The sequence below is a fragment of the Stenotrophomonas sp. TWI819 genome, assembly GCF_039673075.1.
Taxonomy (GTDB): domain Bacteria; phylum Pseudomonadota; class Gammaproteobacteria; order Xanthomonadales; family Xanthomonadaceae; genus Stenotrophomonas; species Stenotrophomonas rhizophila_B.
Genome location: NZ_JBDJKY010000015.1, coordinates 59,899 through 79,836, shown reverse-complemented (window position 1 = coordinate 79,836; position 19,938 = coordinate 59,899). Strand labels below are relative to the sequence as shown.

Genomic DNA, 19,938 nt, shown 5'->3' with positions numbered 1-19,938 from the left:
CCCATGCCCTTGGAGGCAAAATAAAGGAGGAGGGGGCGGCCGCAGGCCGACGCCGGGGGACATTTGCCGGAAAGGGCATGGGCGCCCAGCGCCCGACACACCGACTACCGCTTTCGCCCGCTCAGTACGCGAATTCCTTGAATACCGGATCGATGTTGCCGCCCCACTCGCCGTGGAAGAGCGCCAGCTTGCGGTCGGCCGGAGTCAACCCGGAATCGACGATCTCCTGCAGCACTTCCAGGAACTTGCTTTCGTCCTGACCATCGGCATTGCGCGCGGCGCGGCGCTTGAGGCCGGCCACGGCGATCTTCAGGGCCTCACGCGACAGGTCCAGCACGGTGCCGTTGCGGAACGGCAGCTTCAGCCCATAGCGCGGCACGCCATCGCGCAGGACGTTGCGCTCGACCAGGCTGAAATCACGCACCAGGTCCCACGCCGCATCGAGTGCGGCATCGTCATACAGCAGGCCCACCCAGAACGCGGGCAGTGCGCACAGGCGGCTCCACGGGCCGGCATCCGCGCCGCGCATTTCCAGGTACTTCTTCAGCCGCACTTCCGGGAAGGCGGTGGTCATGTGATCGGACCAGTCGCGCAGCGTGGGCAGCTGGCCCGGCAGCACCGGCAGCTTGCCGACCATGAAATCGCGGAAGCTCTGGCCGCTGGCATCGTGGTACTTGCCATCGCGGTAGGAGAAGTACATCGGCACGTCGAGCAGGTAATCGACGTAACGCTCATAACCGAAGCCGTCTTCGAACACGAAGTCGAGCATGCCGGTGCGATCGTTGTCGGTGTCGGTCCAGATGTGCGAGCGGTAGCTCTGGTAGCCGTTCGGCGCGCCCTCGGTGAACGGCGAATCGGCGAACAGCGCGGTGGCGATCGGCTGCAGCGCCAGCGACACGCGGAACTTCTTCACCATGTCCGCTTCGGTGGCGTAATCCAGGTTGACCTGCACCGTGCAGGTGCGGGTCATCATGTCCAGGCCGAGCGTGCCGACCTTGGGCATGTACTCGCGCATGATCTTGTAGCGGCCCTTGGGCATCCACGGCATTTCATCGCGGGCCCACTTCGGCTGGAAGCCCATGCCGAGGAAGCCCAGCTGCAGTTCGCCGGCGACCTGCGCCACTTCATTGAGATGGGTGCCGGTTTCCACGCAGGTCTGGTGGATGGTCTCCACCGCCGCGCCGGACAGTTCCAGCTGGCCGGCCGGCTCCAGCGTCACCGAGGCGTTGTCGCGCAGCAGCGCTATCGTGCGGCCCTCTTCCTGCACCGGATCCCAGCCGAAGCGGGTCAGGCCGTTGAGCAGCGCTTCGATGCCGCGGTCACCGTCGAAGGTGGGCGGGCGCAGGTCATCCAGGCGGAAGCCGAACTTCTCGTGCTCGGTGCCGATGCGCCACTGCGCCTGGGGCTTTTCGCCGGAGGCCAACGTGGCGACCAGTTCATTACGGTCGGTGATCGGCGTCTCGGCGACGTGGCTGGGGCTCGACAAGGGGAGGCTCGCAGAATTCTGGTCAGGGCGGGGATGTGGGGTTCACGCCCCCGCATCGCAAGGGCGCACTATATCGTGGCGTCCCCTGCCGTCGTGTCACCGTGACGGTTTTCAGCATCCTACTGGCATGGGCTTGACGCTGCCCTGGCCCTAAACTGACCCCATGAGCCGATCCCGACATCCGGAAGTCCATCGCTCCGACCGTGTCGGTTGGCTGCGGGCCGCCGTGCTCGGCGCCAATGACGGCATCGTCTCGGTGGCTGGCCTGGTGGTCGGCATCGCTGCCAGCGGCGCCTCGGCCTCGACGATCCTGGCCACCGGCATCGCCGGGACCGTGGCCGGCGCGATGTCGATGGCCGCGGGTGAGTATGTCTCGGTGCAGTCGCAGGCCGATACCGAGCGGGCTGACCTGGCAGTGGAAAAGCGTGAGCTGCACGAAGACCCGCATAGCGAGCTGGAAGAGCTGGCGGCAATCTACCGGCATCGCGGGCTGAGCCCCGAACTGGCACATGAAGTGGCCACCCAGCTCACCGCGCACGACGCACTGGGGGCGCACGCCCGCGATGAGCTGGGCATCACCGAGGAGCTGCGGGCGCGCCCGATGCAGGCGGCCCTGGCCTCGGCCGGTGCCTTTGTCAGTGGCGCCGCGTTGCCGGTGCTGACCGCCCTGCTTGCACCGCATGCGCTCGTCGGCCAGGCCACCACCGTGGTGACGCTGCTGGGGCTGTGCCTGACCGGCACGCTGGCTGCGCACGCCGGCGGCGCCCCACGGCTGCGCGGTGCGTTGCGGGTCACCTTCTGGGGCGCGATCGCGATGGCCGCCGCCGCACTGGTCGGCCAGCTGTTCAACGTGGCAGGCTGAGTCATGTCCGCACCCATCGATACGACCACTTCGCTGCTGGCGACCCTGGCCAGCCTGGCCGACTGCCAGCGCGCGGATGGCTACGCCTGCATCACTGCGCGCCGCGAGCATGGCGCCTCGTCGGTGGAGATCCCGCAGCCACAGTTCGCGATCCTGCTGCAGGGTCGCAAGCAGGTGCGCACCGCGCAGCAGTCGCTGGAATTCGCACCGGGCGATCTGTTCCTGATCACCCGGCGCTGCCGCATCGATGTGGTCAACATCCCCGATCCGCACAGTGGTCTCTATCTGAGTGCCATCGTGCCGATGTGCGCCGAGGCGCTCACTGCCGCGCGGGCACTGTGGAACGAGCCACTGCCCGAGGCCGGTGATGCCCTGGCCAGGCTGCCGCTGGCCGAGCATGGCGCGACCCTGCTGCAGTGGCGGCAGGCGCTGGAACACGGGCACTACACCGAGGCACGCCTGGCCTTGGCCTCGCTCGCCGTGGCGTTCTGCCGGCGCGGGCACGGCAGCCTGCTGATTCCACCCGAGCCGAGCGTCGGGGAACGCATCCGCGACCTGATTGCCGCCCAGCCCGAGCGCGATTGGCAGTCACGCGATTTCGAAGCGCAGCTGGGCCTCAGCGGTGCCACGCTGCGCCGGCGCTTGGCCAGCGAACACTCCAGCGTGCGCGAACTGATCACCGATGCGCGGCTCGCGCATGCGATGGGCCTGCTCTACACCACCCGGCTGCCGTTGAAGACCGTGGCCGCGCGCGTGGGCTACCGCTCGCTGGGCAGCTTCAACAAGCGCTTCGCCGAACGTTACGGGCTGGAACCGGCGGCGATCGGCAACAGCTGAGCGCGAGCGGATCGCGCGGCATTCTGAGCGGAACGCAGCGAACAGGACGCGCAGCATGGAGGCACCGCGGCGCTGCCGCCCTGTCCGGAATCTGTCATGCCCTTCCCCCGCGTTCGCACGCTCGCCACCGCCGTGTTGCTGGCCGTTGTCGCCAGCCCCGCACTGGCCACCACCTCGCACACCCCGCGCGAGCAGGTCCCCGGCGTGTATCACCAGACCATCGGCACGCTGCAGGTCACCGCGTTGTTCGATGGCACTGTCGCGTTGGGTCGGCAGCAGCTGGTCGGGATCGCCCCCGGCACGGTCACCCGCCTGCTTGATCACCGCTATGTACCCGAGGATGGCAAGGGCCTGCAGACCGCGGTCAATGCCTACCTGGTGCAGCAGGGCGATCACCTGACCCTGGTCGACACCGGCACCGCGCAGTGCTTCGGCCCCGGCCTGGGCCAGGTGCTGGGCAACCTGCGCAAGGCCGGCTACGACCCGGCCGAGGTGGATGATGTCGTGCTGACCCACGCGCACCCGGATCATCTGTGTGGCCTGCTCGATGCGCAGGACACGATGGCCTACCCGAATGCCACGGTGTGGCTGTCGGCGGCCGATGCCGCGTTCTGGCTGGATCCGGCCAGCGAGGCAACCGCGCCGCAGGGCGTCAGGTTCGCCTTCGGGCCGGCGCGCAAAGCGGTGGCGCCGTACGCGGCGAGCGGAAAATTGAAGCGTTTTGCACCGGGCGACACGTTGCCGGCGGGCATCACCGCGTTGGACAGCCATGGTCATACGGTCGGCCATGTGTCGTACCAGATCGATGGCGGCGCCGGCCAGCAGTTGCTGGTGTGGGGCGACCTCGTGCATTACCACGCGGTGCAGTTCGCGCAGCCTCAGGCGTCGTTTGAAGCGGACAGCGACCGCGTGGCCGCGATCGCCAGCCGGCGCCGGATGATGGCGCAGGCGGCGGATCAGGGCTGGTGGGTAGCCGGCGCACACCTGCCGTTCCCGGGGCTGGGGCACGTACGTCGCGAAGGAGAGGCGTTCGCCTGGGTGCCGGGCGAATTCGCGCCGTTGCCGGTTAGATGACAGGGGCCGGCCAGCGGCCGGCACTACCCGCGTCGCGCGGTCCGTTGGACCGCCGCGACGTCTGGGGTCAGCTCGCTTCCGGCGCCGGCTTGTTCAGGCCCAGCCAGCCGCCGATGATGCCGCGGGCTTCATCCACGCCCTGGCGGGCGGGACCGGAGAAGGTCTGCACGCTGACGGTATCGCCGAAGGAGGACTGCAGTTCCTTGCGCACCTTCTGCAGGGCAATGCCCTGCTGGCCACGGCCGAGCTTGTCGGCCTTGGTCAGCAGCGCGTGCGCCGGCAGGCCGCGCTGCACGGCATAGGCGAGCATCTGGCGGTCGTAGTCCTTCAGCGGATGACGGATGTCCATCACCACCACCAGGCCACGCAGGGCCTCGCGGGTACGGAAGTACTGGTCGATGAATGCCTGCCAGTGCGCCTGCAGATCCAGCGGGACCTTGGCGTAGCCGTAGCCGGGCAGATCGACCAGCTTGGCCTCCGGGGTGACCTCGAAGAACACCAGCTGCTGGGTGCGGCCGGGGGTCTTGGAGACCCGGGCCAGGCTGTTCTGGCGGGTCAGGGCGTTGAGGGCACTGGACTTGCCAGCATTTGAGCGACCGGCAAAGGCGACTTCCGCGCCCACGTCTTCCGGCAATTGCCGGGTGTTGTGGGCCGAAAGCAGGTATTGGGCGCGTTCGAGGAGCAATGACATGGGCATAGGATCGCATGTCCGGGCCCGATCCGCGCTGCCCGCGCTCGGTTTTGCTGCACCCTGCGTTGACCGTGGCGTGAAACGGCGTTGATAATCGGGCGATCCCCGTGGTTGCGGTCCCGCAACCGCCAGGCCGGTCCACACGGAGCTTCCGCATGCGCCATGCTCGCGTTCTTGCCGTTTCCGCACTTGCTGTCTCGCTGCTCGCCGCCGTTGCCGTTGCCCAGACCTCGATCACGCCCCTGCCGGACAACGGGCCGATCAAGACCGCCTCGCTGGAGGTCGATTTCAGCAAAACCACCTGGGGCGATCCCAAGGCCGGGCAGACCAAGGCGGCCGCCTGCGCGGCCTGTCACTCGGCCGATGGCAATTCCACGGTGGAGATGTACCCGAGCATCGCCGGCCAGAGCGAGCGCTACAGCGCCCAGCAGATGGCCCTGATCGCCAATGGGCAGCGCACCTCCGGGGCTTCGGCGGCGATGGTGCCGTTCGTGCAGGACCTCACCCCGCAGGACATGCGCGACATCGGTGCCTACTTCGCCACGCAGAAGGCCACGGCCGGCATCGCCGACGATGGCGCGGTGATCGAGGGCCCGTACGCGGGCAAGAAGTTCTATGAGATCGGCCAGCAGCTGTATCGCGGTGGCGATGCCGAGCGCGGGATTCCGGCCTGCATGGCATGCCACGGCCCCACCGGCGCGGGCAATCCCGGCCCGGCTTATCCGCATATCAGTGGCCAGCACGCGGCGTATGTCGCGCGCCGCCTGCAGGAGTACCAGGCCGGGACCACCCAGGAAACGGACAAGGCTCACTTCCAGATCATGGCCTCGATCGCCAAGTCGTTGACCGAGCAGGAAATCCAGGCCCTGGCCAGCTACCTGCAGGGCCTGCACAACCGGGCCGACGACGTCGCCGCTGCGGCCACCCCGCTCGCCGGAGGCACGCAGGCACCGTAGCGACCGCCCACGCCGCAGCGCATCCCCTTGGTCGGATGACGGATGCGGCCACCCCGGCCGGCGGGGTATGTTCACTGGCACGCCGGCGACTGGGCCGGCGTCGTTTTTTCTGTATGGAGATGGATGTAGATGACGTTGATGCCCCGCCTGATGTTGTTGCTGCTGGCCCTGAGCCCGTTGACCACCCTCGCCGCCACCCCGACACCGCTGGTGGAGGGCAAGGATTACGACCGCATCGCCGATGCAGGTCCATTCGCGCCGCTGGCCGGCAAGATCGAAGTCGTGGAGATGTTCGGCTACACCTGCCCGCACTGCGCGCACTTCGAGCCGCAGCTGGAAGCCTGGGCCGCCAAGCTGCCCAAGGATGTCCGCTTCACCCCTGTGCCGGCCGCTTTCGGCGGCGTATGGGATTCGTTTGCCCGCGCCTACTACGCTGCCGATCAGCTGGGCGTTGCCAAGCGCAGCCACCGCGCGATGTTCGATGCCCTGCATGAGAAGGGCTCGCTGCCGATGCAGAACGTCTCGCCGGATGAACTGGCCGCGTTTTACCAGGGTTTCGGCGTGGCCCCGGCGCAGTACATCACCGCGCTCAAGAGCGACGCCGTGGATGCCAAGGTCAAGGCCGCCCGTGCCTTCGCTTTGCGTACCAAGGTGCCCGGCACGCCGACGCTGATCGTCAATGGCGTGTACCTGGTCAAGGGCGACTCGTTCGAGTCGATGCTGCGCAATGCAGATGCCCTGATCGCCCGTGCGCGCAGCGGCAAGGCGCTCTAACAGCGCTCGCTGAACCATCACGCACCGTGCACGCGGGACGCTCGTTTCCGCGTGTCATCATGCTTCCCTGGCCGGTGCTTCAGCATCGGCCCCACCATGCTCGTCCGCTGGAGATCCCTCGATGAAGACCCGTTTCGCCATTACGCTCATGGCCCTGCTGCCGATCCTGGCCGCCTGCAAGGCCCAGGACGGTACCGCCAACACCACCGCCCCGGCCGAACCGGCCACCCCGGCCAGCGCCCCGGCCACCGAAACGGCCACCCCGACCGAGCAGGCCCCGGCCGCCAGCGGTGAAACCGCCGCTGCCGAGACCGCTGCCGCCGAAGCCACCACCCCGGCGCCGGCCCCGGCCTCTTCGCGCCCGACCGGCCCGGAGCCGGTTGCCGGCACCGACTATGTGGTGATCGAGAACGGCCAGCCGTTCCAGCCGGCAGCGGGCAAGATCGAAGTCGCTGAGATCTTCGGTTACGTCTGCCCGGCCTGCGCCGCGTTCCAGCCGCTGATCGGGCCGTGGAAGGCGGGCCTGCCGAGCGATGTGAACTTCGTCTATGTGCCGGCCATGTTCGGCGGCACCTGGGATGACTACGGCCGTGCGTTCTACGCGGCACAGAGCATGGGCCTGCAGGAAAAGACCCACGAAGCGCTGTACGCCGCCATCCACGCCGAGCAGAGCCTGAAGGGTGAGCGCGGCCGCGATTCGGTCGAGGACATCGCCAACTTCTTCGCCAAGCACGGTGCCGACCCGAAGCAGTTCGCCGCCACCATGGGCAGCTTCGCGATCAACGCCAAGACCAACTCGGCCAAGCAGTTCGCCCAGCGCAGCAAGATCTCGGGCACCCCGTCGGTGATCGTCAACGGCAAGTACTTGGTCAAGGGCAAGAGCTTCCCGGACATGCTGCGCATCGCCGATCAGCTGATCGCACGCGAACGCGCCGGCAAGGCCAACTGATCCTGCGATAGCGAACCGTCGTGACCTCCCCCCACACGCGGACCCTGCGCCTGCTGACGGCCAATATCCAGGCCGGTTCGAGCACCCGCCGCTACAGTGACTACGTGACCCGCAGCTGGTCGCACGCACTGCCGGCCGGGCGCAAGCGAACCAGCCTGGATGCCATCGCGCAGATGGCCCGTGAACACGACATCGTCGGCCTGCAGGAGGCCGACCCCGGCAGCCTGCGCTCGGGTTTCACCAACCAGACCCACTATCTGGCCGAGCGCGCCGGCTTCAATTACTGGAGCCACCAGCCCAACCGCCGGATGGGCGGGGTGGCCTCCAGCGCCAACGGCCTGCTCAGCAAGCTCGAGCCGGTCGAGGTCCAGGACCACGCCCTGCCCGGCCGGATCGGCGGGCGCGGCGTGCTGCTGGCCAAGTTCGGTGAAGGCAGCCAGGGCTTGGCGGTGGCGGTGGCGCATCTGTCGTTGGGGACCAATTCGCGCATGTCGCAATTGGCCTTTATTGCCGATCTGCTCTCCGACCACCCCAATGCCGTGCTGATGGGCGATTTCAACTGCCTGGCCGAACGCCCGGAAATGCAGGTGCTGTACCAGAAGACGACGCTGCAGCCGCCGGGCTGCGTGGTGCCGACCTTCCCCAGCTGGCGCCCGGACCGGGCGATCGACCACATCCTGCTCAGCGACGGCCTGCAGCAACGCAGTGCCGAAGCCGTGCCGGCCGCGTTCTCCGATCACCTCGCGCTGGCGATGTCGATCGACGTGCCGAGCAGCGCGCTGCGCTGACGCTGGTATACCCGCCGCCCTTGCGCGGCGGGGCTCATGGCGGTGTAAACAGGCTGTCCACAGCGCCTGTGCGATAAATCCGCCGTCCGCCGGACCGGCACCAGAGCACCCCCCACCCCATGAGTACCGTGGAGCCGCCTCTGCCCGAGGTGCGCACGCTTCGACCCGTATTCCTGCTTGCCGCCACCATCGTGGCGGCATTCGCCATTCTGGTCACCGCGTTTCCGATCGATGCCGGCGTGATGCTGCTCGATGCCCAGACCTGGGCCTCGCGCAATGTCGGCTGGTATTACCTGCTGGCGATGACCGTGTATCTGGTGTTCGTGGTCGGCGTGGCGCTGTCCGGCTATGGCAACGTCAAGCTGGGCGCGGACCATGACGAACCGGAGTTCAGCTATCTCTCCTGGGCCGGCATGCTGTTCGCCGCCGGCATCAGCATCACCCTGTTCTTCTTCTGCGTCTCCGAGCCGCTGACCCATTACCTGCTGCCACCGCAGGGCGGCACCGGCAGTGGCGAGGCCAGCGCGCGCCAGGCGATGCAGCTGCTGTTCCTGCACTGGGGCCTGCATGGCTGGGGCGTGTTCGCGCTGGCCGCGATGGCGCTGGCCTACTTCGCCTACCGCCACAACCTGCCCCTGGCGCTGCGCTCGGCGCTGTATCCGCTGATCGGCAAGCGCATCAACGGGCCGATCGGCTACACCGTGGATGCCCTGGGCATCGTGGCCACCGTGTTCGGCCTCGGCGCGGACATGGGCTTTGGCGTGCTGCATCTCAACGCCGGCCTGAACACGTTGTTCCCGGTGCCGCATGCGGCCTGGGTGCAGGTCGGGCTGATCGTCCTGATGATGGGCGCGGCGATCACCGTGGCCGTATCCGGCGTGGAGAAAGGCGTGCGCTGGATGTCCAACATCAACATGCTGCTGGCGATCTCGCTGCTGCTGTTCATGCTGTTCGCCGGCCCCACCCAGTACCTGCTCAATGCCTTCATGCAGAACATGGGCGACTACCTGGGCAACGTGGTCGGCAAGAGTTTTGATGTGTACGCCTACGGCGGGCGCCCGGACTGGCTGGGCAACTGGACGGTGTTCTACTGGGCCTGGTGGATCGGCTGGGCGCCGTTCGTAGGTTTGTTCATCGCGCGCATCTCGCGCGGCCGCACCATCCGCGAGTTCGTGCTCGGCGTGCTGCTGATTCCCCTCGGTTTCACCCTGGCGTGGCTGTCGATCTTCGGCAACAGCGCGCTGGATCAGATCCTGCACCACGACCAGGTGCACCTGGCGCAGATGGCGGTGGAGAATCCACCGACCGTGCTGTACGCACTGCTGGAAAGCTATCCGTGGAGCCGCACCGTCATCGCGGTCACGGTGATCGTCAGCTTCATCTTCTTCGTCACCTCGGCCGATTCCGGCACGGTGGTGCTGTCCACGCTGTCCTCGCAGGGCGGCAATCCGGAAGACGACGGCCCGCGCTGGCTGCGCGTGTTCTGGGGCGTGATGACCGGCCTGGTCACCGCCGGGTTGCTGCTGGCGGGCAGCATGGATGCGCTCAAATCCGCCGTGGTATTGGCCTCGCTACCGTTCTCGGTGGTCCTGCTGCTGATGCTGTGGGGCCTGACCCGTGCGCTGGGCGAAGAATCGCAGCGCAAGAAGGCCTCGCAGTACTCGCCGATCCCGTTGATCGGGCAATCGCGGCATCAGCGCGGCTGGCGCCAGCGCATCACCCAGGCGGTGCATTTCCCGGTACGCGACGAGGTGTACCGGTTCATGGATACCGATGTGAAGCCGGCGATCGAAGCCGTCGCGGCGCAGCTGCTCGAACAGGGCCTGGACGTGCAGACGAAGTTCGAGCCGGGCGAGATGGAACTCACCGTGGATCACGGCGAGCAGCAGGTGTTCACCTACCAGGTGATCATGCGCGGCTATCTCACCCCCTCCTTCGCCGCGCAGCGCTTCCGCAACCAGCGTTACTACCGTGCCGAAGTGCACCTCTATGAAGGTGGGCAGGACTACGAGCTGTTCGGCTACAGCCGGCAGCAGATCATCAACGACATTATCGATCAGTACGAGCGTCACCTGCAGTTCCTGCATCTCACGCGTTGACGCACTGATCTCCCGCTGCAAAGGAGTCATCGACATGCCTACCCTCCCCGACCAGCTGCTGTACATCGGCGGCCGTTACGTTCCTTCCCAGGGCGGAAAGACCTTCGAGGTCATCAACCCGGCCAACGGCGAGCTGCTCGCCAACGTCCACAGCGCCAACAGCGACGATCTCGACGCTGCCGTGGAGAGCGCCCAGGCCGGCCAGAAAGTGTGGGCCGCGCTGACCACCGTGGAACGCTCGCGCATCCTGCTGCGGGCGGTGGCACTGCTGCGCGAGCGCAACGATCCGCTGGCCGAGTTGGAATCGCGCAACACCGGCAAGGCCCTGAGCGAAACGCTCAGTGTGGACGTGGTCACCGGCGCGGACGTGCTGGAGTACTACGCCGGCGTCATGCACGGTCTCGAAGGCAGCCAGGTGCCGCTGCGCGAGAGCAGCTTCTTCTACACCCGCCAGGAACCGCTGGGCGTGGTCGGCGCGATCGGCGCCTGGAACTACCCGATCCAGATCGCGCTGTGGAAGGCCGCCCCGGCGCTGGCCGCCGGCAACGCAATGATCTTCAAGCCCAGCGAAGTGACGCCGTTGACCGCGCTGAAGCTGGCGGAGATCTTCACCGAGGCCGGTCTGCCCGATGGCGTGTTCAACGTGTTGCCCGGCGATGGTGCCGGCGTCGGTTCGGCCCTGACCGAGCACCCGCTGATCGAGAAGATCTCCTTCACCGGCGGCACCGCGACCGGCCGCAAGGTGATGGCCAGTGCCTCCAGCTCCACGCTCAAGGACGTCACCATGGAGCTGGGCGGCAAGTCGCCACTGATCATCTGCGCGGACGCCGATCTGGACCTGGCCGCCGACGTGGCGATGATGGCCAACTTCTACAGCTCCGGCCAGGTGTGCACCAACGGTACCCGCGTGTTCGTTCCGCGCAGCGCGCTGGCCGCGTTCGAAGCCAAGCTGCTGGAACGGGTCCAGCGCATCCGCATCGGCGACCCACTGGCCAAGGACACCAACTTCGGCCCGCTGGTCAGCGCCGCCCACATGCAGCGCGTGCTGGAGCACATCGGCAGCGGCAAGGCCGAGGGTGCACGGCTGGTCTGCGGCGGCGAACGGTTGACCGACGGCGCGTTGGGCAAAGGCTGCTATGTGGCACCGACCATCTTCAGCGATTGCCGCGATGACATGCGCATCGTGCGCGAAGAGATCTTCGGGCCGGTGATGAGCCTGCTCGCCTATGACGACGAAGACGACGCCGTGCGCCGCGCCAACGACACCGATTACGGTCTCGCCGCCGGTGTGGTGACGCCGGACCTGGCGCGCGCGCATCGGGTGATCCACCAGCTCGAGGCCGGCATCTGCTGGGTCAACAGCTGGGGCGAATCGCCGGCGCAGATGCCGGTGGGCGGCTACAAGCAATCCGGCGTCGGCCGCGAAAACGGGCTGGCCACGCTGCGCGCCTACACCCGCACCAAATCCATCCAGATCGAGCTGGACCGCTACGCGTCGGTGTTCTGAACCGGCCTTACCCAGGAGACACCGCGATGAAGCGCGAGTACGACTACATCATCATCGGCGCCGGTTCGGCCGGCAACACACTGGCCGCGCGCCTCACCGAAGACGCCGGCGTCAGCGTGCTGCTGCTGGAAGCCGGCGGCCCGGATTACCGGATGGATTTCCGCACCCAGATGCCGGCTGCACTGGCCTATCCGCTGCAGGGCCGCCGCTATAACTGGGCGTATGAAACCGAGCCGGAGCCCTACATGAACAACCGACGCATGGAATGCGGCCGCGGCAAGGGCTTGGGCGGCTCCTCGCTGATCAACGGCATGTGCTACATCCGCGGCAACGCGATGGACTTCGATCAGTGGGCCAGCTTCGACGGCCTGGAGGACTGGAGCTACCACGACGTGCTGCCGTACTTCCGCAAGGCGGAGACACGCGACATCGGGGCCAACGATTACCACGGTGGCGACGGCCCGGTCAGTGTGGCCACGCCGAAGAACGGCAACAATGTGCTGTTCCACGCGATGGTCGAGGCCGGTGTGCAGGCCGGCTACCCACGTACCGATGACCTCAACGGCTACCAGCAGGAAGGCTTCGGCCCGATGGACCGCACGGTGACCCCGCGCGGGCGCCGCTCCAGTACCGCGCGCGGTTACCTGGACATGGCCAAGGACCGCGAGGGACTGGAGATCGTGGTGCACGCCACTACCGACCGCATCCTGTTCGCCGGCAAGCGCGCGGTGGGCGTGCGCTACCTGGCCGGCAGCAGCGCCGAGCCGATCGACGCCCATGCGCGCCGCGAGGTGCTGCTGTGTGCCGGTGCGATCGCCTCGCCGCAGATCCTGCAGCGCTCCGGCGTGGGCGCACCCGCGCTGCTGGCCGCGCTTGGCGTACCGCTGGTGCACGACCTGCCCGGCGTCGGCGAGAACCTGCAGGATCACCTGGAGGTGTACATGCAGTACGCCTGCAAGAAACCGGTCTCGCTGTACCCGGCCCTGCAGTGGTGGAACCAGCCGGCCATCGGTGCGGAATGGCTGTTCGCCGGCACCGGCATCGGCGCCAGCAACCAGTTCGAAGCCGGTGGCTTCATCCGCACCCGCGAGGAGTTCGACTGGCCCAACATCCAGTACCACTTCCTGCCGGTGGCGATCAATTACAACGGCACCAATGCGGTCAAGGAACACGGCTTCCAGGCGCATGTGGGCTCGATGCGCACGCCCAGCCGCGGCCACGTGCATGCCAAGTCGCTGGACCCGCGTGAGCACCCCTCGATCCTGTTCAACTACCAGTCCACCGATCAGGACTGGCAGGAATTCAGGGATGCGCTGCGGATCACGCGGGAGATCATCGCCCAACCCGCGCTGGACGAATTCCGTGGCCGCGAGATCAGCCCGAGCGCCGAGTGCCGGACCGATGCGGAACTCGACGCGTTCGTGCGCGCGCATGCCGAAACCGCCTACCACCCGTCCTGCTCGTGCGCGATGGGCACCGATGCGATGAGCGTGGTCGACGGCCAGGGCCGTGTGCACGGGATGGAGAGCCTGCGCGTGGTGGATGCCTCGATCATGCCGCGCATCATCACCGGCAACCTCAACGCCACCACGATCATGATCGCCGAGAAAATCGCCGACCGGATCCGGGGGCGTGCACCGCTGCCGCGCAGCACGGCGGCGTATTACGTGGCCGGGGACGCGCCTGCACGGCGCTGAGGGCGTTACGCCGGCGCACCCGGCAACGGCACCACCACCCGCTTGGCGGTCAACGTACTGCCCACCGAGGCCACCACGGTGCAGCCGATCGCCGCCCACTGCAGCGGGGTCAGGTGCTCGGCGAGCAGCCCCATCGCCAGCAGCGCGGCGACGGCCGGCTCCATGCTGATCAGGATGCCGAAGGTCTCCTTCGGCAGCCGCTTGAGCGCCATCATCTCCAGCGACATCGGGATCGCGCTGGAGACGATCGCCACGCCCAGCCCAAACAGCAGGATCTTCGGATCCAGCAGTGCCATGCCCGCGTGCGCCACGCCGACCGGCACCACCACCAGCGCCGCCGCACACAGCCCCAGCGAGACCGTGTGCCCGGCCGGCAGATGCCCGGCGCGCTTGCCGAAGATGATGTACATCGCCCAGCACACCGCCGCGCCCAGCGCGAACATCACCCCTGCCGGATCCAGTGGTTCACCATGGCCCAGCGGCAGCAGCAGCAACAGCCCGACCAGCGCGCAGCCGACCCAGACGAAATCGACCGGCCGCCGCGAAGACCACATCGCCACCGCCAACGGCCCGCAGAATTCGATCGCCACCGCGATGCCGAACGGGATCGTGCGCAGCGCCATGTAGAACAGCAGGTTCATCACGCCGAGCGTGATGCCGTAGCGGATGATCGTCCCGGCGTCGGCGCGCGAGGTGGTCCAGCGCCACGGCCGGAACACCATCAGCAGCACCAGCGCCGAGAAACCCACGCGCAGCGCGCTCGTGCCCTGCGCACCGATCAGCGGGAACAGCTGTTTGGCATACGAGGTGCCGACGGCCAGCGAAGTGACCGAGCCCAGGACGGCCAAGGCGGGAAAGAACGTAGAGAGGCGGGAGGTCGACATGCGCACAGAATATTGCGGATCGCCTGCCGACGCCGCCTTGCTGCGGGTCCTGACGGCGGCCTCGATGGGCCGCGCTCGGAAAGCGCTGAACGTTCCCCGGGCGGAGAAACCTGCGTCAGCGCGTGGCCGACAGCGCAGCATCGAACAATGCCGTCGCTTCCGTGATCGCGGCCCCGTGTGTGGCCTGCTTGTCCGCCGCCACCTGGCAGAGTGCACCGACGCGTGTCTGGCCGAGCGCGGTGCAGCTGGACAGGAAGTCGTAGTGCCCGACGGCTGGCAACGTGGCCAGCGTCGCCTTCGGAAGCGCCGAGGCAGCCACGTCGCTGTTGGTGGCCGGTGAGGCTACGGTGTCGGCTGCACCGACGATGATCGATACCGGCTGCGTTACTTTCTCCAGTTCCTCCGGCGCGAACGCCTGCACCATGACCGGTGCGATCAGCACGACCGCACGTACCCCGGCAATGGCGCGATCGTCACCGGCCTTGGCCACCCACGGGGCCAGTTCCGGTGTGTCTGCAGCCGCCATCCGGCGGGCAAGCGTCAGCGCCGGGTTCTCCGCCTGCGGGGCGCATACCCCATCGGCGGGATGCGCGCGGCAGAACGCCAGCAGCCGCTGCAGGTCCGGGCGTGCGCCCGCGGCGACCAAGGCAGTGAACCCGCCGGCCGAATAGCCCGCGATACCCAACCGGGTGGCATCGATCTGCGCTGCCAGCGCGGGCTCGGCCTGCACGGCAGCCAGCGCGGCCGCCAGGTCATCCACGCGGTTCCACATCAGGATGCTGCCGGCCTCGGTCATCGGATCCACCCCGTTGTTGCCGGGATGGTCCACCGCGATCACCACGTACCCGGCCCGCGCCATCGCGGTACCGAACCAGCCCATCATCCGGGCACTGCCACCGTTGCCGTGCGAGAGCAGCAGGACCGGCCAGCGGCCTTTGGCAATGGCGGCATCGGCGGCCGCCGTACCGACCTCGAACAAGGGCGCCCCCGGCGGGCCGATCGTCAGCGCGGTTTCCTGCGCATCGGGCTGGGCCGGATACCACACGGTGTAGCGAACGCTGTCGCGGTGGTCGGCATCGCGCACGGCCGCACTGGGCGTATGTGCAACGCCGTGCCGTTCGCCAACGGGTGGCACGGCCCCAGCGGCAAACAGGGGCAGGCAGAGCGCCAGCAGCGCGGCACAACAACGGGCGGTCATTCGCATGGGTCACTCTCCTTGAGGTGCAACGTGTCGGCCAGCGGCAGCCAGATCTCCACCCCGCCGTGGCCGCTGCGGTCATCGAAGCGCGCGTCGTAGCGCTCCAGGTCCGGTGCGTCGGCCAGGGTCAGGCCGGACGCCGGCAGATAGTCATTCAACAGCCAGAACCAGGTGGAGCGGATCGCGGAAATGTGCCCGGCATGCCAAGCCACCAGATACTCGCGGGGCGCAATCGAGATCGCCTGCCAGCCAGCGGGCACGGGCGCGGATGCACTGATTTCCACGCCGGCGATGTAGTCAAAGCCGCCTTCGGCATCGTTGTTGCCGCACACGCCGTAGGCGATCTCCGCCCCCAGGCCATGCGCTTCGTCCAGGCGCTGCCATTGCGAGGGAATCGATGCCACGGTCGCGGAAGTATGGCGTGCACCGATACCGGCCACGCGCAGGGCACCGCGGTGCGCGCGATGGGGTTCGATCGTGCAGGGTGTCGAGGGGTCGATCAGTTTCAATGCCTCGACCAGCGCCACGCCGGCCAGCCCTTGCTCGCGCACCTGCTCGGGCGAGCGTCCGAACTGCTCGGAGAATGCGCGGGTAAAGGCCGCATGTGACGCGTAGCCGGCAGCGATGGCCACCTCGAGAATGCCAGCAGCCCCGGCGGCCAACTGATGTGCGGCGTCGGTCAGCCGGCGGCCACGCAGATAGCGCACCACCGAGGTGCCGGTGCTGAGCTGGAACAAGCGCGAGAGATGGAACGGCGACAGCCCCACCACGCCGGCGATATCGGCCAGCGACGGGTTTTCAGCGAAGTGGCTTTCGATGTACCACAAGGCCCTGCGTGCCGCACCCATACCGCCAGATCCATCGCTGTTGAACGGGACCGCAGCGTAACCCAGTGCGCGCTGCGGCATTTGATCGTTCTTGCTGCCCGTTGCAACACACGACGGGGACGCGATCTCAGCCCCTTACCGCCGCCTCGATGGCCGCCACATCAATCCTGCGCATGGTCATCATCGCCTCGAACGCACGCCGGGCCACGGCCGGATCCTTGCTGGTCACCGCGTCGGTCAGCACGCGCGGCGTGATCTGCCAGGACAGGCCCCACTTGTCACGGCACCAGCCGCAGGCACTTTCCTCGCCCCCGTTGCCGACGATCGCGCTCCATAGCCGGTCCGTTTCGGCCTGGTCATCGGTGGCGATCTGGAAGGAGAACGCTTCGCTGTGTTTGAACGCCGGCCCGCCATTGAGTCCGATGCAGGGGATGCCGGCGACGGTGAAATCGACGGTCAGTACGTCGCCCTGTTTGCCGGAGGGAAAATCGCTCGGCGCGTGGTGCACCGCGTGCACCGCGCTGTCCGGGAAGGTGGCGGCGTAGAAGGTGGCGGCGTCCAGCGCGGTACCGTCGAACCAGAGGCAGATCGTGTTCCTGCTGACCATGGGCGTCTCCTGCTGCAGAGGTTGGATAGCGCTTGGTCACGTTAGGCGCGGGGGTGTTAAGCCTGCGCGGACATCGCTTGGATGGCAGCGCCAGAAATGCGAGCCAGCGCTGGCACGCTTCAGAAAGATGAATACGCAGGAGTCCTGCGTGGCCTGCTTTCCGCACCGACCCTCAGATCGGATGCGGTTGATGATGCGAATCATTGCCATTACCATAGTGTGATCCGGGTCGCGCAAGGGATGCGTACCCGTGAACAGTTATCGAGCCCGCGTCGGGTCACCGCCCCCGCCAGCCGCTTCCTGCCCCCACCCCGCTCCGCCGCAGGCCACCCAGGACGCCGGCCATGCCCGTTGCCGCCTTTCTGGAAACGCCGATGACCCGCTCCGCCCACGTGCTGTCCCGCCCGTCGATGCACCGTCGCCCGCTGCCGCAGGCCTTGATGGTGGCCCTGTGCACCCTCGCCATTGCGCCTGCGTTCGCGCAGGACGCTGCCGCTGATGCCACCACCCTGGACAAGATCGTGGTCAAGGGCGAGCGCGCCGAAGGCTATTCGGTCCGCAGGACCTCGGCCGGCACCCGCTTCGATCTGGCCCCGCGCGAGATCCCGCAGTCGGTCAGCATCATCAGCCACCAGCGCATCGAGGATCAGAACCTCGATGACATCATCGACGTGCTGGCCAACACCACCGGCGTGAGCAGCACCCAGTCCGATACCGAGCGCACCGAGTTCTACGCGCGCGGCTTCTACATCGACAGCTACCAGTTCGACGGCCTGCCGACCCAGATGGTGCAGAACTGGAGCTACGGCGATTCCGGCCTGGACCTGGCCCTGTATGACCGCGTGGAAGTGGTGCGTGGCGCCACCGGCCTGCTGAGCGGCGCCGGCAACCCGTCCGCCTCGGTGAACCTGATCCGCAAGCATGCCGACAGCGCCGAGCTGACCGGCAATGTGTCGGTCAACGTCGGCAGCTGGGGCCGTACCCGCAGCACCGTGGACGTGACCACTCCGCTGAACGCCAGCGGCTCGGTGCGTGCACGCGTGATCGGCAGCTACCTGGATACCGAATCGCAGATGGACCGCTACGACCAGCACAAGACGCTGGGCTATGCGGTAATCGATGCCGACCTGACCCCGGATACCCAGCTGAGCGTGGGCTACGACTACCAGCAGAAGCGCGCGAACGGCGCGACCTGGGGTGGCTTCCCGATGCTGTTCTCCGATGGCAGCTCCACCGGTTACGACGAGTCGTTCAACCCGAATCCAGGCTGGACGTATTGGGACACCACCAGCAAGCGCGCATTCGCCACTCTTGAACATGGGTTTGCCAGCGGCTGGAAGTTCAAAGTCGGCGCGACGCATGACGAAACCAAGGCCGATGATAAATTGTTCTACACCGCCTACAACGACTGGATGACTGGCGCGTCCTACTTTGACAAAGCAACCGGTGCTGGTATCACGCCTTCTGCAGGCTTCTACAACACCGAGCGCAAGGTCAGCGCGGTCGATGGCTTCATCGACGGCCCGTTTCAGCTGTTTGGCCGCGAGCACCAGTTCATGGCTGGTCTGAGCTACAACAAGCGGGAGTACGCCAACAAAGGCGATTACCAGCCGGATTTCTACAGTGATCCGATTGCGCCATACCTGACGCTGCCCAACTATCTCGGCTGGAACGGCAATTTCCCTGAACCAGAGTGGCGTGCAATGAAGCTGCAGAGCCGTGGCACGATCACTCAGAAAGCGGGTTACGCGGCTACTCGCCTGGCGCTGGCCGACCCGCTGAAGCTGATCATTGGTGCGCGCTATACCGACTGGAGCTTGGACGGTTTGGAGGGCACAGTCGTCAGTCGCTTTAGCCACAAGGTCACCACCCCGTACGCAGGCCTGGTGTTCGACATCAACGACACCTACTCCACCTACGCCAGCTACACCGAGATCTTCCAGCCGCAGACGCTGAAGAACCGCGCGGGCAGCTACCTGGATCCGGTGGACGGCAAGAGCTACGAAGTGGGCGTCAAGGGCGCGTGGTTCGACAACCGCCTGAACGCGTCGCTGGCGGTGTTCCGCATGGAGCAGGACAACGTTGGCCAGGCCACCACCGAGCCCGTCCAAGGCAGCCCCAATGAGTTCGCCTACATCGCCGCGCGCGGCACGGTGAGCCGCGGTTTCGAGTTCGAGCTCAACGGTGAACTGGCCCCCGGCTGGAACGCGACTTTCGGTGCCTCGCGCTACGTGGCCAAGGACATCAACGACGCGGACATCAACACCAACCTGCCGCAGACCACCATCAAGCTGTTCACCAGCTACACCCCGCAGTCGTTGAGCGCGCTGACGGTCGGCGGCGGTGCCAACTGGCAGAACGGCATCTACTATCCGGTGCCGGCCTATGGCCGTATCGAACAGGGCGGCTATGCGCTGGTCAGCGCGTTCGTGCGCTACCGCATCTCGCCGGAGTTCAGCGTGCAGGCCAACCTCAACAATCTGCTGGACAAGACGTACTTCTCGCAGATCAACGGGTACGGCGCGTACGGTGATGGTCGCAATGGTGGCCTGACGTTTACCTGGTCGTTCTGATCGGTCATTGATCAAATCGCGTCAACAAGGAGACCCGGGCATTGCCCGGCTCTCTGCGTTTTGCACGATGCGCAATGGATGCGCGGCGGCGCCTGGCCGGGCCCCGGTAGTGCCGGCCGCTGGCCGGCA

Annotated in this window: 17 protein-coding genes; 11 read left to right on the top strand and 6 right to left on the bottom strand. The window is 67.1% G+C overall.

The genetic code is table 11. From position 1 onward, the window contains the following. Positions 1 to 121 precede the first annotated feature (121 nt). Positions 122 to 1,486 carry a glutamate--cysteine ligase gene (locus ABE463_RS16855; RefSeq protein ID WP_346468943.1) on the bottom strand — a complete coding sequence of 455 codons (1,365 nt, stop codon included), beginning with the start codon at positions 1,484 to 1,486 and terminating at the stop codon, positions 122 to 124. Between the two features lie 163 nt (positions 1,487 to 1,649). On the opposite strand from ABE463_RS16855, the gene ABE463_RS16850 reads away from it, so the two are divergent. The 3 genes from ABE463_RS16850 to ABE463_RS16840 all read left to right on the top strand — a co-directional run bounded on the left by ABE463_RS16850 (position 1,650) and on the right by ABE463_RS16840 (position 4,259). Further along, the gene (locus ABE463_RS16850; protein WP_313212707.1) at positions 1,650 to 2,348 is read left to right on the top strand and encodes a VIT family protein; all 699 of its coding nucleotides are present in this window, start codon (positions 1,650 to 1,652) and stop codon (positions 2,346 to 2,348) included. A gap of 3 nt (positions 2,349 to 2,351) precedes the next feature. Beyond that, on the top strand, positions 2,352 to 3,185 hold the full coding sequence (locus tag ABE463_RS16845) for a helix-turn-helix domain-containing protein (RefSeq protein WP_346468942.1): 834 nt from the start codon (positions 2,352 to 2,354) through the stop codon (positions 3,183 to 3,185). A 96-nt stretch (positions 3,186 to 3,281) separates the two neighbouring features. Beyond that, complete coding sequence (locus tag ABE463_RS16840) at positions 3,282 to 4,259, top strand: MBL fold metallo-hydrolase (RefSeq protein WP_346468941.1); 978 nt, start codon at positions 3,282 to 3,284, stop codon at positions 4,257 to 4,259. 67 nt (positions 4,260 to 4,326) lie between these two features. Here ABE463_RS16840 and yihA read toward each other — a convergent pair whose 3' ends face one another. Continuing rightward, positions 4,327 to 4,950, bottom strand: coding sequence for a ribosome biogenesis GTP-binding protein YihA/YsxC (yihA, locus tag ABE463_RS16835; protein ID WP_346468940.1), 624 nt, complete (start codon positions 4,948 to 4,950; stop codon positions 4,327 to 4,329). 155 nt (positions 4,951 to 5,105) lie between these two features. On the opposite strand from yihA, the gene ABE463_RS16830 reads away from it, so the two are divergent. From ABE463_RS16830 to betA, 7 genes are all read left to right on the top strand, one after another. Beyond that, on the top strand, positions 5,106 to 5,906 hold the full coding sequence (locus tag ABE463_RS16830; protein WP_346468939.1) for a c-type cytochrome: 801 nt from the start codon (positions 5,106 to 5,108) through the stop codon (positions 5,904 to 5,906). 129 nt (positions 5,907 to 6,035) lie between these two features. Further along, entirely contained in the window at positions 6,036 to 6,680 is a 645-nt protein-coding gene (locus tag ABE463_RS16825; protein ID WP_123730199.1) for a thiol:disulfide interchange protein DsbA/DsbL, read from the top strand. A gap of 121 nt (positions 6,681 to 6,801) precedes the next feature. Further along, the gene (locus tag ABE463_RS16820; protein WP_346468938.1) at positions 6,802 to 7,629 is read left to right on the top strand and encodes a DsbA family protein; all 828 of its coding nucleotides are present in this window, start codon (positions 6,802 to 6,804) and stop codon (positions 7,627 to 7,629) included. 50 nt (positions 7,630 to 7,679) lie between these two features. Then, the gene (locus tag ABE463_RS16815; RefSeq protein ID WP_172838073.1) at positions 7,680 to 8,417 is read left to right on the top strand and encodes an endonuclease/exonuclease/phosphatase family protein; all 738 of its coding nucleotides are present in this window, start codon (positions 7,680 to 7,682) and stop codon (positions 8,415 to 8,417) included. 119 nt (positions 8,418 to 8,536) lie between these two features. Beyond that, the gene (betT, locus tag ABE463_RS16810; RefSeq protein WP_259259132.1) at positions 8,537 to 10,516 is read left to right on the top strand and encodes a choline BCCT transporter BetT; all 1,980 of its coding nucleotides are present in this window, start codon (positions 8,537 to 8,539) and stop codon (positions 10,514 to 10,516) included. A gap of 34 nt (positions 10,517 to 10,550) precedes the next feature. After that, a complete protein-coding gene (gene betB / locus ABE463_RS16805; protein ID WP_346468937.1) occupies positions 10,551 to 12,023 on the top strand; it encodes a betaine-aldehyde dehydrogenase in 1,473 nt (490 codons plus the stop codon). Positions 12,024 to 12,049: 26 nt separating this feature from the next. Continuing rightward, on the top strand, positions 12,050 to 13,720 hold the full coding sequence (betA, locus tag ABE463_RS16800) for a choline dehydrogenase (RefSeq protein WP_346468936.1): 1,671 nt from the start codon (positions 12,050 to 12,052) through the stop codon (positions 13,718 to 13,720). Between the two features lie 5 nt (positions 13,721 to 13,725). Here betA and ABE463_RS16795 read toward each other — a convergent pair whose 3' ends face one another. From ABE463_RS16795 to ABE463_RS16780, 4 genes are all read right to left on the bottom strand, one after another. Next, entirely contained in the window at positions 13,726 to 14,604 is an 879-nt protein-coding gene (locus tag ABE463_RS16795; protein ID WP_346468935.1) for an EamA family transporter, read from the bottom strand. A 115-nt stretch (positions 14,605 to 14,719) separates the two neighbouring features. Beyond that, a complete protein-coding gene (locus tag ABE463_RS16790; protein ID WP_346468934.1) occupies positions 14,720 to 15,808 on the bottom strand; it encodes an alpha/beta fold hydrolase in 1,089 nt (362 codons plus the stop codon). Continuing rightward, positions 15,799 to 16,650: an AraC family transcriptional regulator gene (locus ABE463_RS16785; protein ID WP_346468933.1), complete on the bottom strand. Its 852-nt coding sequence runs from the start codon at positions 16,648 to 16,650 to the stop codon at positions 15,799 to 15,801. Before ABE463_RS16785 ends, ABE463_RS16790 begins: the two co-directional genes overlap by 10 nt. A gap of 106 nt (positions 16,651 to 16,756) precedes the next feature. Continuing rightward, complete coding sequence (locus ABE463_RS16780; protein ID WP_259259126.1) at positions 16,757 to 17,236, bottom strand: VOC family protein; 480 nt, start codon at positions 17,234 to 17,236, stop codon at positions 16,757 to 16,759. Positions 17,237 to 17,610: 374 nt separating this feature from the next. Here ABE463_RS16780 and fhuE point away from each other — a divergent pair, with 374 nt between their 5' ends. Beyond that, entirely contained in the window at positions 17,611 to 19,809 is a 2,199-nt protein-coding gene (fhuE, locus tag ABE463_RS16775; protein ID WP_346468932.1) for a ferric-rhodotorulic acid/ferric-coprogen receptor FhuE, read from the top strand. Positions 19,810 to 19,938 lie beyond the last annotated feature (129 nt).

Bases quoted from the DNA above. Each gene is read 5' to 3' on its own strand.
- ABE463_RS16785 (WP_346468933.1), bottom strand. From the start codon at position 16,650: ATGGGTGCGGCACGCAGGGCCTTGTGGTACATCGAAAGCCACTTCGCT.
- yihA (WP_346468940.1), bottom strand. From the start codon at position 4,950: ATGTCATTGCTCCTCGAACGCGCCCAATACCTGCTTTCGGCCCACAAC.
- betB (WP_346468937.1), top strand. From the start codon at position 10,551: ATGCCTACCCTCCCCGACCAGCTGCTGTACATCGGCGGCCGTTACGTT.
- ABE463_RS16830 (WP_346468939.1), top strand. From the start codon at position 5,106: ATGCGCCATGCTCGCGTTCTTGCCGTTTCCGCACTTGCTGTCTCGCTG.
- ABE463_RS16790 (WP_346468934.1), bottom strand. From the start codon at position 15,808: ATGCGAATGACCGCCCGTTGTTGTGCCGCGCTGCTGGCGCTCTGCCTG.
- ABE463_RS16840 (WP_346468941.1), top strand. From the start codon at position 3,282: ATGCCCTTCCCCCGCGTTCGCACGCTCGCCACCGCCGTGTTGCTGGCC.
- betA (WP_346468936.1), top strand. From the start codon at position 12,050: ATGAAGCGCGAGTACGACTACATCATCATCGGCGCCGGTTCGGCCGGC.
- ABE463_RS16825 (WP_123730199.1), top strand. From the start codon at position 6,036: ATGACGTTGATGCCCCGCCTGATGTTGTTGCTGCTGGCCCTGAGCCCG.
- betT (WP_259259132.1), top strand. From the start codon at position 8,537: ATGAGTACCGTGGAGCCGCCTCTGCCCGAGGTGCGCACGCTTCGACCC.
- ABE463_RS16820 (WP_346468938.1), top strand. From the start codon at position 6,802: ATGAAGACCCGTTTCGCCATTACGCTCATGGCCCTGCTGCCGATCCTG.
- ABE463_RS16795 (WP_346468935.1), bottom strand. From the start codon at position 14,604: ATGTCGACCTCCCGCCTCTCTACGTTCTTTCCCGCCTTGGCCGTCCTG.
- ABE463_RS16845 (WP_346468942.1), top strand. From the start codon at position 2,352: ATGTCCGCACCCATCGATACGACCACTTCGCTGCTGGCGACCCTGGCC.
- ABE463_RS16780 (WP_259259126.1), bottom strand. From the start codon at position 17,236: ATGGTCAGCAGGAACACGATCTGCCTCTGGTTCGACGGTACCGCGCTG.
- ABE463_RS16850 (WP_313212707.1), top strand. From the start codon at position 1,650: ATGAGCCGATCCCGACATCCGGAAGTCCATCGCTCCGACCGTGTCGGT.
- fhuE (WP_346468932.1), top strand. From the start codon at position 17,611: ATGACCCGCTCCGCCCACGTGCTGTCCCGCCCGTCGATGCACCGTCGC.